The organism is Bordetella genomosp. 13, from assembly GCF_007679965.1.
In the GTDB taxonomy this organism is placed as follows: domain Bacteria; phylum Pseudomonadota; class Gammaproteobacteria; order Burkholderiales; family Burkholderiaceae_B; genus Bordetella.
This window is the reverse complement of sequence record NZ_VEHL01000005.1, coordinates 319,545-332,879: the sequence shown is the minus strand read 5'-3', so window position 1 is coordinate 332,879 and position 13,335 is coordinate 319,545. Positions and strand designations below refer to the sequence as shown.

At 69.7% G+C, this 13,335-nt stretch carries 12 protein-coding genes; 10 read left to right on the top strand and 2 right to left on the bottom strand.

The window, feature by feature from the left end:
- Positions 1-141 precede the first annotated feature (141 nt).
- The 6 genes from FS845_RS14810 to purU all read left to right on the top strand — a co-directional run bounded on the left by FS845_RS14810 (position 142) and on the right by purU (position 5,349).
- The gene (locus FS845_RS14810; RefSeq protein ID WP_144636601.1) at positions 142-1,383 is read left to right on the top strand and encodes an MFS transporter; all 1,242 of its coding nucleotides are present in this window, start codon (positions 142-144) and stop codon (positions 1,381-1,383) included.
- Positions 1,380-2,048, top strand: a complete 669-nt coding sequence (locus FS845_RS14805) for a gamma-glutamylcyclotransferase (protein ID WP_144636599.1) — start codon at positions 1,380-1,382, stop codon at positions 2,046-2,048. The genes FS845_RS14810 and FS845_RS14805 overlap by 4 nt, the downstream gene beginning before the upstream one ends.
- An 80-nt stretch (positions 2,049-2,128) precedes the next feature.
- Positions 2,129-2,761 (top strand): pyridoxamine 5'-phosphate oxidase, encoded by a 633-nt coding sequence (gene pdxH, locus FS845_RS14800; RefSeq protein WP_144636597.1) that lies wholly within the window; start codon positions 2,129-2,131, stop codon positions 2,759-2,761.
- A 28-nt stretch (positions 2,762-2,789) separates the two neighbouring features.
- A complete protein-coding gene (locus tag FS845_RS14795) occupies positions 2,790-3,302 on the top strand; it encodes a flavin reductase family protein (RefSeq protein WP_144636595.1) in 513 nt (170 codons plus the stop codon).
- A gap of 60 nt (positions 3,303-3,362) precedes the next feature.
- Positions 3,363-4,478 (top strand): NAD(P)/FAD-dependent oxidoreductase, encoded by a 1,116-nt coding sequence (locus tag FS845_RS14790; protein ID WP_144636593.1) that lies wholly within the window; start codon positions 3,363-3,365, stop codon positions 4,476-4,478.
- A gap of 16 nt (positions 4,479-4,494) precedes the next feature.
- The gene (gene purU, locus FS845_RS14785; protein ID WP_144636591.1) at positions 4,495-5,349 is read left to right on the top strand and encodes a formyltetrahydrofolate deformylase; all 855 of its coding nucleotides are present in this window, start codon (positions 4,495-4,497) and stop codon (positions 5,347-5,349) included.
- 81 nt (positions 5,350-5,430) lie between these two features.
- Here purU and FS845_RS14780 read toward each other — a convergent pair whose 3' ends face one another.
- Positions 5,431-7,251: a glycoside hydrolase family 15 protein gene (locus tag FS845_RS14780; protein ID WP_144636589.1), complete on the bottom strand. Its 1,821-nt coding sequence runs from the start codon at positions 7,249-7,251 to the stop codon at positions 5,431-5,433.
- 174 nt (positions 7,252-7,425) lie between these two features.
- A complete protein-coding gene (locus FS845_RS14775) occupies positions 7,426-8,247 on the bottom strand; it encodes a glucose 1-dehydrogenase (RefSeq protein ID WP_144636587.1) in 822 nt (273 codons plus the stop codon).
- A gap of 241 nt (positions 8,248-8,488) precedes the next feature.
- Here FS845_RS14775 and FS845_RS14770 point away from each other — a divergent pair, with 241 nt between their 5' ends.
- From FS845_RS14770 to FS845_RS14755, 4 genes are all read left to right on the top strand, one after another.
- A complete protein-coding gene (locus FS845_RS14770) occupies positions 8,489-9,589 on the top strand; it encodes an alpha/beta hydrolase family esterase (RefSeq protein WP_260986288.1) in 1,101 nt (366 codons plus the stop codon).
- A gap of 135 nt (positions 9,590-9,724) precedes the next feature.
- Positions 9,725-11,242, top strand: a complete 1,518-nt coding sequence (locus FS845_RS14765) for an amidohydrolase family protein (RefSeq protein ID WP_144636585.1) — start codon at positions 9,725-9,727, stop codon at positions 11,240-11,242.
- Between the two features lie 32 nt (positions 11,243-11,274).
- Positions 11,275-12,372 (top strand): ABC transporter substrate-binding protein, encoded by a 1,098-nt coding sequence (locus tag FS845_RS14760; RefSeq protein WP_144636583.1) that lies wholly within the window; start codon positions 11,275-11,277, stop codon positions 12,370-12,372.
- Between the two features lie 133 nt (positions 12,373-12,505).
- Positions 12,506-13,288, top strand: coding sequence for an ABC transporter permease (locus tag FS845_RS14755; protein ID WP_144636769.1), 783 nt, complete (start codon positions 12,506-12,508; stop codon positions 13,286-13,288).
- The last annotated feature ends 47 nt before the right edge of the window (positions 13,289-13,335 follow it).

Genomic DNA, 13,335 nt, shown 5'->3' with positions numbered 1-13,335 from the left:
GCAAATGACGGTTGCCGCGATCTGTCGCGAACCGGCGGCAAATGCGTCGACAGCTGGCCAGCATCATGCCTGCATCTTTCAACCGGCTGTCACGGGGTGCGCGCCGCCACAGCCTCGACTTGGGAGCACGTTAGGCACAGAATGAGCGCAGAAGACCACGCCGTGCCCGACACCCCCCGCCCACCTCCCTCGCGTTCCTCCCATGGCCCCGAATTCTCGGGGACGGCATGCCTGTGCCTGCTGACCACGTTGAACCACGTGGCGCTGACCGGGGGACGCATCACCGTGTCGCTGACCGCACTGAAGCTGGGTTTGTCCACCTTGCAGGTCGGCATGCTGGTCGCGGTGTTCGCCGTGCTGCCCATGCTGGCCTCGGTGCACGCGGGCCGCTGGGTGGACAAGGTCGGCGTGGCGCGGCCGCTGGCCATCGGCACCGGCCTGACCTGTATCGGCTCTTTCCTGCCCTTTGCGTGGCAGAACCAGACCTCGCTGCTGGTGGCCGCCTGCTGCATCGGCATCGGCTTCATGCTGCACCAGGTCACCACGCAGGACATCCTGGGCCATGCCGCCCCGGAGCGCCGGCTGCGCAATTTCTCCGTGCTGGCCCTGACCTTGGCCGTCTCGGGCTTCAGCGGCCCGCTGATCGCGGGGCTGGCCATCGACCACCTGGGTTCGCGCATGGCTTTCGGCATCCTGGCGCTGTGCCCGCTGGTGTCGGCGGTGGGACTCTACCTGATGCGGCGCCCCGTGCGCGAATTCAGCGGCGCCCTGCTGGCCAGCCACCGCCCGCCGGAAACCCGCCCGCGCCTGGGCGAGATCCTGGCGGTGCCGGCGCTGCGGCGCGTCATGCTGGTCAACACCATCCTGTCGGGCGCCTGGGACACGCACCTGTTCGTCGTTCCCATCTACGGCACCCGCATCGGCCTGTCGGCCACTACCATCGGGTTGGTGCTGGCGGCGTTCTCGGCGGCAACCTTCGTCATCCGCATCTTTCTGCCCCTCATCCAGCGGCGCGTGCGCGCCTGGACGATGGCGCGCGCCGCCATGGCCACGGCGGCCGCGGATTTCATGATTTACCCGCTGTTCGAAGACGTAGGCGTGCTGGTCGGCCTGTCTTTCGTACTGGGACTGGCGCTGGGCGCCTGCCAGCCCAGCATGCTGGCGCTGATGCACCAGCACAGCCCGCCGGGCCGCGCGGCCGAGGCCATGGGCCTGCGCATGGCGCTGATCAACGGATCGCAGGTCTCCCTGCCGTTGACCTTCGGCGCGCTCGGTGCCTTAATTGGGGTGGCGCCGCTTTTCTGGGCCTATGCCGCCGCGCTGGCGCTCGGGGGCTGGTTCAATCGCCATCCTCCGCAAGAATCCGCAGATCCCCCGCCGTGAAACCCGCAGCCTCTCCTCCCGCCTCGGACATCAGCAACCCCGCCGCCCTGCCGTTCCGCCTCTGGACGGCTGACGAGAAACAGGCCTCCATCCGGGACTCCCTGAAAGACTGGCAGCCCGGCCAGGACGTCTGGATCTATGGCTACGGCTCGCTGATCTGGCGCCCCGAGTTCGCCTATCAAGAGCGCCGCCTGGCCACGCTGCGCGGCCACCACCGGGCCCTGTGCCTGTGGTCGCGGGTCAACCGCGGCACGCCGGAATGCCCCGGCCTGGTGTTCGGCCTGGACCGCGGCGGCTCCTGCCGCGGCGTGGTCTACCGCCTGGCCGGCAGCGCAGTGCCCGATTTCTTTCCCGCCCTGTGGGACCGCGAGATGTCCACGGGAGCCTACCTGCCCCGCTGGCTGAACTGCAGTACCGACCAGGGCGACGTCAAAGCGCTGGTATTCGTCATGAACCGCGCCAATCCCGCCTACATCAGCGCGCTTCCCGAGGAAGAGCTGATCGCCATCGTGCGGCGCGCCTCGGGCCGCTACGGTCCCTGCACCGACTACGTCCTGGAAACCGTGCGCGCGCTGCGCGACTCGGGCATCCGCGACGCGCGCCTGGAAAGCGTGGCCGCGCGGCTGGAAGCCGCCATGCAGGCCGACGCGCCGACCGCAAAGTAGTCCCGCGTCCATGGGCATCGCCGGGCCCGCGGGGCCGAGGCGGTACACTCGAACATTCCCGTCCACCCGGTATTTCCCTCATGTCCGTCTCCGATCTACGCCAGAGCTACGACAAAGGCGTGCTGCTGGAGGACGAGGCCGCCGCCTCGCCGTTCGACCAATTCAGCCACTGGTTCGACCAGGCGCTGGACGCCCGCGTCCCCGAGCCCAATGCCATGACGCTGGCCACGGTCGACGCCGACGGGCAGCCCTCCGCGCGCACCGTGCTGATCAAGGGCTACGACGCGCGCGGCTTCGTGTTCTTCACCAACTACGACTCTCGCAAGGGGCATGACATCGCCGCCAACCCGCGCGCCGCGCTGCTGTTCTTCTGGCAGCCGCTGGAGCGCCAGGTGCGCATCGAGGGACGCATGGAATTCACCTCGCCGGAAGAGTCGGACGCCTATTACGCCAGCCGTCCGGTCGGATCGCGCCTGGGCGCCTGGGCGTCCGAGCAAAGCCGTCCGGTGACGCGCGAGGTGCTGGAAGCGCGCGAGCGCGAATACCGCGAACGCTATGGCGACCAGCCGCCGCGCCCGCCGCACTGGGGCGGCTACCGGCTGGTGCCGACCGCCTTCGAATTCTGGCAGGGCCGCCCGTCGCGGCTGCACGACCGCCTGCGCTACCTGCCCGACGGCAAGGCCGGCTGGCGCATCGACCGACTCGCCCCCTGAGCCCGCCACGACGCCGCCCGCCGCACCGATGTCCTCCGCTTCCCTATCCGGCTTCGACGCCCGCTATTTCCGCAACGCCCTGGGCCGCTTCGCCACGGGCGTTACCGTGGTCAGCGCCGCGCTGCCCGACGGCACGCCCGTCGGCCTGACGGTCAGCTCGTTCAATTCGGTCTCGCTCGATCCGCCGCTGGTGCTCTGGAGCCTGTCGCAGGGCTCGTCGTCGCTGGCGCTGTTCCGCGAATGCGAGCGCTACGTCGTCAACGTGCTGTCTTCCGAGCAGATCGCGCTGGCGCGGCGCTTCGCCACCGGCAAGAGCACCGAACGCTTCCAGGGCCTGCCCATGATGCGCGCGCCCGGCGGCACCCCCATGCTGACCGGTTGCGCCGCCTGGTTCGAATGCGGCAACCGCAGCCAGTATCCCGAGGGCGACCACCTCATCATGGTGGGCAGCGTGCTGCATTGCGGTCACACCGACGCGGCGCCGCTGGTGTTCCATGCGGGCGGCTTCGACCTGACCCCCGTCGCGCAGCGCCAGGAATGAAACGGCCGCCAAACATACCGCGCCCGTCCAGGGCGCCTGGGCCCGTCCCGCGGAATTGACATGGACAAAGACATCGACTGCATCGTCATCGGCGCCGGCGTCGTGGGCCTGGCGGTGGCCCGCGCCCTGGCCCTGCAGGGCCGCGAAGTGCTGCTGGCCGAGGCTGCCGAAGGCATCGGCACCGGCACCAGCTCGCGCAATTCCGAAGTGATCCACGCCGGCATCTATTACGCCGCCGACAGCCTGAAGGCGCGGCTGTGCGTGCGCGGCAAGCACCTGCTGTACGACTACTGCGAAGCGCGCGGCGTGCCGCACAAGCGCCTGGGCAAACTGATCGTGGCCACCACCGACGACGAGGCGAGCCAGTTGGACGGCATCGCGGCGCGCGCCCTGGCCAATGGCGTGGACGACATGCGCCGGATCGATGCCGCAGAAGCGTGCAGGCTCGAGCCCGCGCTGCGCTGCACGGCGGCGCTGTTGTCGCCGTCCACCGGCATCGTCGACAGCCACGCGTTGATGCTGGCCTACCAGGGCGACGCCGAGAATGCCGGCGCGCAGTGCGTGTTCCATACGCCCATGCAATCGGCCCGCGCGCTGTCCGGCGGCGGCTTCGAGGTTCGGTTCGGCGGCGCCGAGGCGATGACGCTCACCTGCAACGTGCTGGTCAACGCGGCCGGCCTGCAGGCGCCCGCGCTGGCGCGCCGCATCGAGGGCCTGCCGGCCGGCTCCGTGCCGCGCGAGTACCTGTGCAAGGGCAGCTATTTCACGCTGGCGGGCCGCGCGCCGTTCTCGCGCCTGATCTATCCCGCCCCCGCGCCCAACCACGCCGGCCTGGGCGTGCATCTGACGCTGGACATGGGCGGCCAGGCCAAGTTCGGCCCCGACACCGAATGGATCGAGGCCGAGGACTACACGCTGGACCCGCGGCGCGCCGACGTGTTCTACGATGCGGTACGCCGCTATTGGCCCGGCCTGCCAGACGGCGCGCTGGCGCCGGGCTACACGGGCATCCGGCCCAAGATCTCGGGCCCGCACGATCCCGCCGCCGATTTCGTCATCGCCGGCCCCGGCGCGCACGGCGTGCCCGGCCTGGTCAATCTGTACGGCATCGAATCCCCCGGCCTGACCGCCAGCCTGGCGGTGGCCGAAGAAACCCTGCAACGTCTCAATCCCTGAACCACGTCCTTTCGCCATGCAGCACAACGACTACATCCTGACCCTGTCCTGCCCCGACCGCACGGGCATCGTCTATCGCGTCAGCGGCCTGCTGTTCGAACTGGGCTGCAACATCCTGGATTCGCAGCAGTTCGGCGACGACGAGACGGGCCGCTTCTTCCTGCGCGTGCACTTCGACCTGCCGCAGGCCGTGTCGCACGACGCGCTGCGCGAGCGCTTCGCCGCCGTGGCCGATGGCTACTCGATGGACTGGCAGATCCACGACGCGCGCCACAAGCCGCGCCTGCTCATCATGGTCAGCAAGCAGGGCCACTGCCTGAACGACCTGCTGTTCCGCGTCCAGAGCGGACAGCTGCACGCCGAGATCGCGGCCATCGTGTCGAACCACAACGACTACGCCGCGCTGGCCGCGTCGTACGGCATCCCGTTCCATCACCTGCCGGTCACGGCCGACACGAAGGACGAGCAAGAGCGCCAGGTGCTGGCGCTGGTCGAGCGCGAGCGCATCGACCTGGTGGTGCTGGCGCGCTACATGCAGATCCTGTCGGCCGACCTGTGCCGCGCCCTGGAAGGCCGCGCCATCAACATCCACCACAGCTTCCTGCCCAGCTTCAAGGGCGCGCGGCCCTACCACCAGGCCCACGCGCGCGGCGTGAAGATCATCGGCGCCACCGCCCACTACGTCACGTCCGACCTGGACGAAGGCCCGATCATCGAACAGGACATCGAGCGCGTGGACCACGGCATGACGGCGCAGCAGCTCACCCAGGTGGGCAGCGACGTCGAGTCGCTGGTGCTGTCGCGCGCCGTGCGCAGCCACGTCGAGCATCGCATTTTGTTGAATCGGAACAAGACTGTGGTGTTTCGCTAGGCTGGCGCGACGCGGCGACCGGGGCCGCGGCAGGCGCGGGGTACGAGGCCCCGGGGCGCCTTTCATGTCATGGCTGGTTTCTTACTGCTTCGGCGCGTTGCGCGAGGACCGCTGCTTCGCGGGCCCGTTCGCGCGGCTCAGGTTGTACGCGGTGTTCACCAGCCCGATGTGCGAGAAGCCCTGCGGGAAGTTGCCGACCAGGCGGCGCCGCGCCACGTCGTATTCCTCGGCCAGCAGGCCCAGGTCGTTGCGCATGCCCAGCAGGCGCTCGAACAGGCGGTCGGCATCGTCCAGGCGGCCCTGCAGCACGTAGGTATCGGCCAGCCAGAAGCTGCACGCCAGGAACACGCCCTCCTCGCCTGGCAGTCCATCGTCCGTGTGCTCGGTCGAATAGCGCAGCAGCAGCCCGTCGCGCAGCAACTCCTGCTCGACCGCGCGTATGGTGCCCTGCACGCGCGGATCGTCGGCCGGCAGGAAGCCCACCTGAGGGATCAGCAGCAGGCTGGCGTCCAGCGCCTGGCCGCCGTAGTACTGAACGAAAGTGTTGCGCCGCGCGTCGTAGCCGTTGGCGCAGATGTCGTCGCGGATCTCGTCGCGTACGCGCGTCCATCGTTCCACCGGCCCCTGCAGGCCGAACTGCTCGCACGACTTGATGGCGCGGTCGAAGGCCACCCAGCACATCAGGCGCGAATGCGTGAAGGCGCGCTTGGGGCCGCGCACTTCCCAGATGCCGTGGTCCAGGCTCTTCCACAGCGTTTCCAGCGGCTGGATCAGCACGTTCTGCAGGCGCCAGGCTTCGGCCAGCGGCGCGAGATCGGCGGCGCGCGCCGCATGCAGCGTCTCGACCAGCTCGCCGTACACGTCCAGCTGCAGTTGTCCGGCCGCGCCATTACCCACGCGCACCGGCTTGCTGCCTTCGTAGCCGGGCAGCCATTCGACGTCGTGCTCGGGCAGCCAGCGGTCGCCCGCGATACCGTACATGATCTGCATCTGGTTGGGATGGCCCGCCACCGCGCGCAGCAGCCACTGGCGCCATGCCTCGGCCTCTTCGCGGTACCCGGCGTTCAGCAGCGCATACAGCGTCAGCGCCGAGTCGCGCAGCCAGCAATAGCGGTAGTCCCAGTTGCGGCTGCCGCCCAGTTCCTCGGGCAGGCCCATGGTAGGCGCGGCGATGATGCCGCCGGTGGGCTCGAAGGTCAGCAGCTTCAGCGTGATCAGCGAACGCACCACGGCCTCGCGGCGTTCTTCCGAACCCTCCCAGTGACAGCGCCGCGACCACTGCTGCCACCACGCAACGGTGCGGTCCTTGCTCTCCAGCCGGTCCGGCACGAAGTGCGGCGTCTTGTGCGACTTGTGGTACGACAGCGTGAACGGCACCGTCTGGCCTACGTGCACGGTGAAATGCGCCACGCTGCGCATGTCCTCGCCCTTCAGGTCCACCGACGTGTGCAGCTCGACCGCGTCGGGGCCTGAAATGGCGCTCAGGCCGTAGTCGCGGCGACGCACCCACGGCACCGCCTGGCCATAGTTGAAGCGCAGCACCAGTTCCATGTCCATGTCGACCTTGCCCTGTACGCCGCACACGATGCGCACCACGTCCACGCGCGACTCGTCGTCGCTGATCGGCATGAAGTCGCACACCGTGGCCGTGCCGGTGGCCGTTTCGTAGCGCGTCTCCAGCACCGCGGTGTCGGGAAGGTAGCGGCGGGTGATGCGGCACTCGCCGCAGCGGGCCGGCGCCAGCTGCCAGCGCCCGTGGCGCTCGTCGCCCAGCAGCGCGGCGAAGCAGGCCGGCGAATCGAAATGCGGCAGGCACAGCCAGTCGATGGAGCCATCGCGCGACACCAGCGCCGCGGACAGCATGTTGCCGATCAGGCCGTAGTCTTCCAGGGGTTTGGACATGGACGGTCGGCCCTCCTCTGGCCGTAATCGGGAATAGCGGGATGTGATGGGCAGCGGCGCGGCGGGCAGGCGGCGGCGGCTCGCCGGCCTTCGGGCAAGCTCATCCGCGCGGTTGCGGCCACGCGGGCGCATGCGCGCTGCGGCGGCGGCATGCGCCGGGATGTCCGGCGGCCATCAACCCGCGCCGCGGAACTCCGGATACAGCGTCATGCCGCCGTCCACGAACAGCGTGGCGCCCGTCACGTAATCCGAGGCGTCGGAGGCCAGCCACACCGCCGCGCGGCCGATGTCCTCGGGCTCGCCGATGCGGCCGTACGGAATCAGCTTCAGCAGGCCCGCCATGGCCTCGTCCGTGCCCCAGGCCTCGTGATTGATGGGCGTGCGGATGGCGCCCGGGGCGATGCTGTTCACGCGGATCTTGCGCGGCGCCAGCTCTTGCGCCAGCGAGCGCATCAGCAGGTTCACGCCGCCCTTGGACGCCGCGTAGTTGGCCTGGAAGGCCCACGGGATGACCTCGTGCACCGAACTGATGAACAGGATCTTGCCCGCCGACGCGCCCTTGGGCGGCGGCTCGGGCCAACGCGCCAGGTAGGCGCGCGCCGCGGCGCGCGCGCACAGGAACTGGCCGGTGAGATTGACGTCGATGACGCCCTGCCATTGCGCCAGCGTCATGTCCTGGATGGGCGCGGGCTGCTCGATGCCGGCGTTGTTGACCAGGATGTCGAGCTCGCCCAATCCGGCCCGCACGTCGGCGAACATCCGGTCGACCTCGTCCTCGCGGCTGACGTCGCCCAGTACGGGCCGCGCCTTGCCGCCCGCCTTGGCGATCTCGGCCACGACCTCGTCGGCGCGCTGCCGGCCGTCCTTGGAATCGCGATAATTGACGGCCACGTGCGCGCCCGCGCCAGCCAGCGCGATGGCCACCGCGCGGCCGATGCCGGACGTGGCGCCGGTGACCAGGGCCACGCGGCCCGCAAGTTCCTGCGTCTGGGACATGCTGTCTCCTTTGCGTGCCATACCTGCACGACATGCCGCTGGCCGCGAAGCGGGTGGCGCGGCATGCCGTCCCTAGATGAGACCATGGCCGCGCATTAAGTTTCCCATCGGTTGTTTGCCGTGTGATTCGATTGTTTTCCGTTGGCGTATTCCGGGCCGGTTTGCTGCACTGCAGCGTACACTGGTCCTGTACAGGCTCCCTGGAAGCACCATCGATGCGGCACAGCAACGCTTTCGTTCATTGCCTTTCCCGCGCATGGCGGTGAAGCGCGGGTTTGCCAGCCTGTTCTTCAAGGCCGCGCGCAACCTCTCGCGGCTGCAGGGCACCCTGGTGCGCGCCGGCACGCGCACGCTGGCGGCGCAGGCCAGGGCCGGCGCCAAGCGCGCCAAGGCCCCGGCGCGCAAGAGCGCGGCGCGGCCGGCCTCGGCGCGGCAGGCCTCGTCCCATCCTTCCATCGTGCCCGGCCTGGGCACGTGGCAGCCCTCCCTGCAATACGCAGCGCCCGGCGGACGCCGGCTGGCCTACGCGCGCTACCTGCCCGCCGGGCGGCCGAAAGGCCTGCCGCTGCTGGTCATGCTGCATGGCTGCCGCCAGACCGCCGCCGACTTCGCGCGCGGCACGCGCATGAACCTGCAGGCCGACCGCGCGGGCTTCGCCGTGCTGTATCCGCAGCAGGCGCAGGCCCGCCAGTCGCAGCGCTGCTGGCGCTGGTTCGAGCCCGACCGCGGCGGCCGGGACGATGCCGACGCCATCGCCGCGCTGATCCGCGCCGAGATCGCGCGCCACGACCTCGACACACGCCACGTGTACGTCGCGGGCCTGTCGGCCGGCGCGGGCATGGCCGCGCTGGTCGCGCTGCGCCATCCCGACCTGATCGCCGCGGTGGCGCTGCATTCCGGCGTGGTGGTGGGCAGCGCGCGCAACGCCGTGGACGGCCTGAGCGTGATGCGGCGTGGCACCCTGCGCAATCCGGACGCCGCCGTGGACGGCATCGCGCATCCCGACGCGGCCCGGCTGGGCATGCCCGCGCTGATCCTGCACGGCCTGCGCGACAACGCGGTCTCGGCGCGCAATGCGCAGCAACTGGCCGACCAGTTCCTCCACGTCAACCGCCTGCCGCGGGACGCCGCCGTGTCGCGCGTGCTGGCCGAGGGCACGCGGCGCGAGTACCGCCGCGTCGACGTGCTGCGCGGCCGCACGCCGGTGGTGCGGCTGTGCGAGGTCCCGCGGCTGGCGCATGCCTGGAGCGGCGGCGACGGCACGGTCGAATACCACGCCGACACGGGGCCCGATGCCTCGGTGCTGCTGTGGCAGTTCTTCCGGCGGCATGCGCGGCTGTAGGCGGGCGGCCTTTCCTGCTTCCAGTCATACGCTAATGGCGCATTAAAAAATGCCCAAGTAAGTAATACCGAATCGTTCGTTTGCGGCGCGCCGGCCCTGCCGTAGCGTATCCGGACCCCCTACCGGAGAACCGCCATGAATGATCGCCTCGGCCGTGTGCAAGCGTCCCGATCGGCCGCCGTAAAGGCCACGCTGGACTATCCCGTGATCGACACCGACGTGCACGTCAACGATTACGCCCCCGTGCTGGAAGACTATGTGCAGCACTACGGCGGATCGGCGCTCGTGGACGCGCTGCGCCGCGCACTGGGCTCGCGCTTCGCCGCGCGCGGCGCCGGCAAGGACTGGTACCAGCAGACGCCCGAGGAACGCCAGCATCACCGCACGCTGCGCTCGCCGTGGTGGGCGCGCGTCACGCGCAACACGCTGGACCTGGCCACCTACACGCTGCCCGAGCTGCTGTACGAGCGCCTGGCCGAACAGGGCGCCGACTATTCCATCCTGTTCCCCAACGACGTGCTGGCCCCGCTGGCCGCGCGCGACGGCGAACGCCAGGCGCTGCACCGCGCCATCAACCATTTCCATGCCGACCAGTACCGCAAGTACAGCGAGCGCCTGACGCCCGTGGCCGGCATCCCGATGAATACGCCGCAGGAGGCCATCGAGGAGCTGGAGTTCGCGGTGAAGACGCTGGGGCTGAAGGTCATCAACATCCCAGGCGGCGTGCGCCGGCCCATCAAGGCCATCGCGCAGAAGTATCCCGCCGAGCAATTCCCCGAGATCGCCAAGTACGCCTCGTACGTCGATTTCTACGGCATCGACAGCGAGTACGACTACGACCCGTTCTGGGCCAGGGTGGTCGAACTGGGCGTGCCCGTCACCACCCACTACGGCAGCCAGGGCTGGACCGGCCGCCAGTCCATCAGCAACTACATGTACAACCACATCGGCCACTTCGCCGATGGCTCGCAGGCCTTCGCCAAGGCGCTGTTCTTCGGCGGCGTGACGCGCCGCTTTCCCAACCTGCGCGTGGCCCTGCTGGAAGGCGGCGCCGACTGGGGAGCGCACGTCTATGCCCACCTGGTGGACCGCTGGGAGAAGCGCAACCGCCACGCGGTGCAGAACTACAACCCCGAACTGGCCGACACGGCCCTGCTGCAGGACCTGTTCCAGCGCTACGCGCCCGAGTTCCTGAAGGCGCCCGGCGCCGATCCGGCGCGCCTGGTGCAGGACAGCCTGGGCATCTCGGCGCTGCCGCACAGCCGCGATCCGCGGGGCGACGAACTGGACGACTTCGCCGCGGCCGGCATCGAGAACGTCGAGGACATCCGCAAGCGCTGGGTCGACAGCTTCTACTTCGGCGCGGAAGCCGACGACCGCACGGTCTCGGCCGCCTTCAACACCCGCGTCAATCCGCTGGGCACGCCCATCAACGCCATCTGGTCGTCGGACATCGGCCACTGGGACGTGCCCGACCTGACCGAACCCCTGGCCGAGAGCTGGGACCTGGTCGAACAGGGCGTGCTGAGCGAGGCCGAGTTCAAGGCTCTGGTGTTCGGCAACCCCTTCCGCCTGTACACCGAGGCGAATCCCGACTTCTTCAAGGGCACGGCCATCGAGCACAAGCTGGCCGACCGCCGAGCCGCCGCCTGAGCCCCGCGTACGCAACGACAAGGAACCGCATCATGACGCTACTGAACGCCGCCCGCCGCCTGCTGGCGCTGCCGGCCATCGCCCTGGCGCTGGGCGCCCTCGGCACGAACGCCGCGGCCGCGCCGCCCGAGGTCATACGCATCGGGGTGGCCACGGCCGGCGGCGGCGATCCCATCACCTGGGGCGGTTCGCCCGGCAGCGTGGCGCGCGCCAACAACTGGCTGGAAGAGGCCTTCAAGCCGGCCGGCGTGCGCGTCGAATGGCTGTTCTTCAAGGGCGCGGGCCCCGCCGTCAACGAGGCGCTGTCCAACAAGCAGATCGACTTCGCCTACCAGGGCGACCTGCCCTCGGTGGTGGGCCGCGCCAACGGGCTGAAGACGCGGCTGCTGCTGACCAGCGGCGCGCGCAACAACCTGTACGTGGTCACGCCGGCCGACTCCACGCTGACGTCCATCGATGCGCTGAAGGACCAGCGCGTGTCGCTGTTCCGCGGCACCAACGGCCATCTGGTGGCGATCAACGTGCTGGCCTCGCGAGGGCTGGCCGAGCGCGACATCAAGGGCGTGAACCTCGACACCGGCAGCGCGCAGGCCGCGCTGGTCTCGCACGGCGTCGACGCGGCGTTCGGCGGCTACGAATGGTTCAAGGTGCGAGACCAGGGGCTGGCCAAGGTCATCTACTCGACGCAGGGGCAGGATCCGTCCTTCACGCGCCAGGCCTCGCTGCTGGTGCGGGACGACTTCGCGAAGGACCATCCCGCCGAGGTGCAGCAGGTGGTGGACGTGTTCGTGCGCGCCGCGCACTGGTCCTCGGACGAGAAGAACCGCGAGGCACTGTTCCGCATCTGGGAAAAGAGCGGCACGCCGTACGCTTCCTGGCAGGCCGAGTTCCAGGGCCAGGACCTGCGCACGCGCAATTCGCCGCTGGCCGACGCCTTCATCGTGGGACGCTACCAGGCCGTGGCGTCCGACGCCCTGAAGGCCAAACTGGTGCGCCGCGAGGTGAGCACGGACGGCTGGTTCGACACCAGTTTCCTGCAGGCCGCGCTGAAGAAGCAGGGCCTGGAGCACTACTGGACCGCCTACGACGCCAATGGCCGCGAGGCGCCCGCCGCGCACGCGGCGCGATGAGGGAGCGGACATGACTCCTCCCTCGGCACTCGCTCCCGTCCTGCCCGCCACCGGTGCGCGTACACCCGTCGCCGCGCCTGCTGCCAAAGCGGCCGCCGCCCCCATCGGCGCGCAATCCGCCGCGCATTCGGCAATGGCCGCCGCGCTGCGCCGCGCCGGCCTGCGCCTGCTGCCCTGGCTGTTGCCGCTGGCCCTGCTGGCCCTGTGGCAGGCCGGCGCCGACGGCGGCTGGATCTCGCCGCAGGTGCTGCCGCCGCCCGCCTTCGTCTGGCAGACCCTGACGGACCTGGCCGCCAGCGGCGAACTATGGATGAACCTGCAGGCCAGTCTGCTGCGGGTGGTCACGGGCTTCGCCATCGGCAGCCTGCTGGGCCTGGCGCTGGGCTCGGCCATGGGCCTGTCGCCGCGCCTGCAGGCCTACGTGCTGCCCACCTTCAACGCGCTGGTGCAGATTCCCGTGCTGGCCTGGCTGCCCTTCGTGCTGCTGCTGGTGGGCATCGGCGAACCGCTGAAGTACATCCTGATCGCCAAGGCGGCGCTGGTGCCCGTCACGCTGAACACGCTGCAAGGCTTTCGCCAGACGCCCGAGACGCTGCGCGAGGTCGGCCGCGTCTACGGCTACACGCGCCGGCAGGAGGTGCTGGAAATCGTGCTGCCGCACGCCGTGCCCACGCTGTTCACGGGCCTGCGGCTGGGCTTCACCAAGGCCTGGCTGTCGCTGGTGGTGGTCGAGCTGGTGGCGTCCAGCGAGGGCATAGGCTACCTGATCGTATATGGCCGCCAACTGTTCCAGCTGGACCTGGTGATGGCCGCCGTCATCGTGGTCGGCGCCATCGGCTACCTGATCGACCGCGTGCTGGACATGTCCGAGCGGCGCCTGCTGCGGGATCGGCCTGCACAAGGAGCGCGGCCGTGAGCGCACAGACATCCGCAAGCGCCGTGCAGAGTGGGCCAAGTCCGGAC

Bases quoted from the DNA above. Each gene is read 5' to 3' on its own strand.
- FS845_RS14810 (WP_144636601.1), top strand. From the start codon at position 142: ATGAGCGCAGAAGACCACGCCGTGCCCGACACCCCCCGCCCACCTCCC.
- pdxH (WP_144636597.1), top strand. From the start codon at position 2,129: ATGTCCGTCTCCGATCTACGCCAGAGCTACGACAAAGGCGTGCTGCTG.
- FS845_RS14795 (WP_144636595.1), top strand. From the start codon at position 2,790: ATGTCCTCCGCTTCCCTATCCGGCTTCGACGCCCGCTATTTCCGCAAC.
- FS845_RS14790 (WP_144636593.1), top strand. From the start codon at position 3,363: ATGGACAAAGACATCGACTGCATCGTCATCGGCGCCGGCGTCGTGGGC.
- purU (WP_144636591.1), top strand. From the start codon at position 4,495: ATGCAGCACAACGACTACATCCTGACCCTGTCCTGCCCCGACCGCACG.
- FS845_RS14780 (WP_144636589.1), bottom strand. From the start codon at position 7,251: ATGTCCAAACCCCTGGAAGACTACGGCCTGATCGGCAACATGCTGTCC.
- FS845_RS14775 (WP_144636587.1), bottom strand. From the start codon at position 8,247: ATGTCCCAGACGCAGGAACTTGCGGGCCGCGTGGCCCTGGTCACCGGC.
- FS845_RS14765 (WP_144636585.1), top strand. From the start codon at position 9,725: ATGAATGATCGCCTCGGCCGTGTGCAAGCGTCCCGATCGGCCGCCGTA.
- FS845_RS14760 (WP_144636583.1), top strand. From the start codon at position 11,275: ATGACGCTACTGAACGCCGCCCGCCGCCTGCTGGCGCTGCCGGCCATC.
- FS845_RS14755 (WP_144636769.1), top strand. From the start codon at position 12,506: ATGGCCGCCGCGCTGCGCCGCGCCGGCCTGCGCCTGCTGCCCTGGCTG.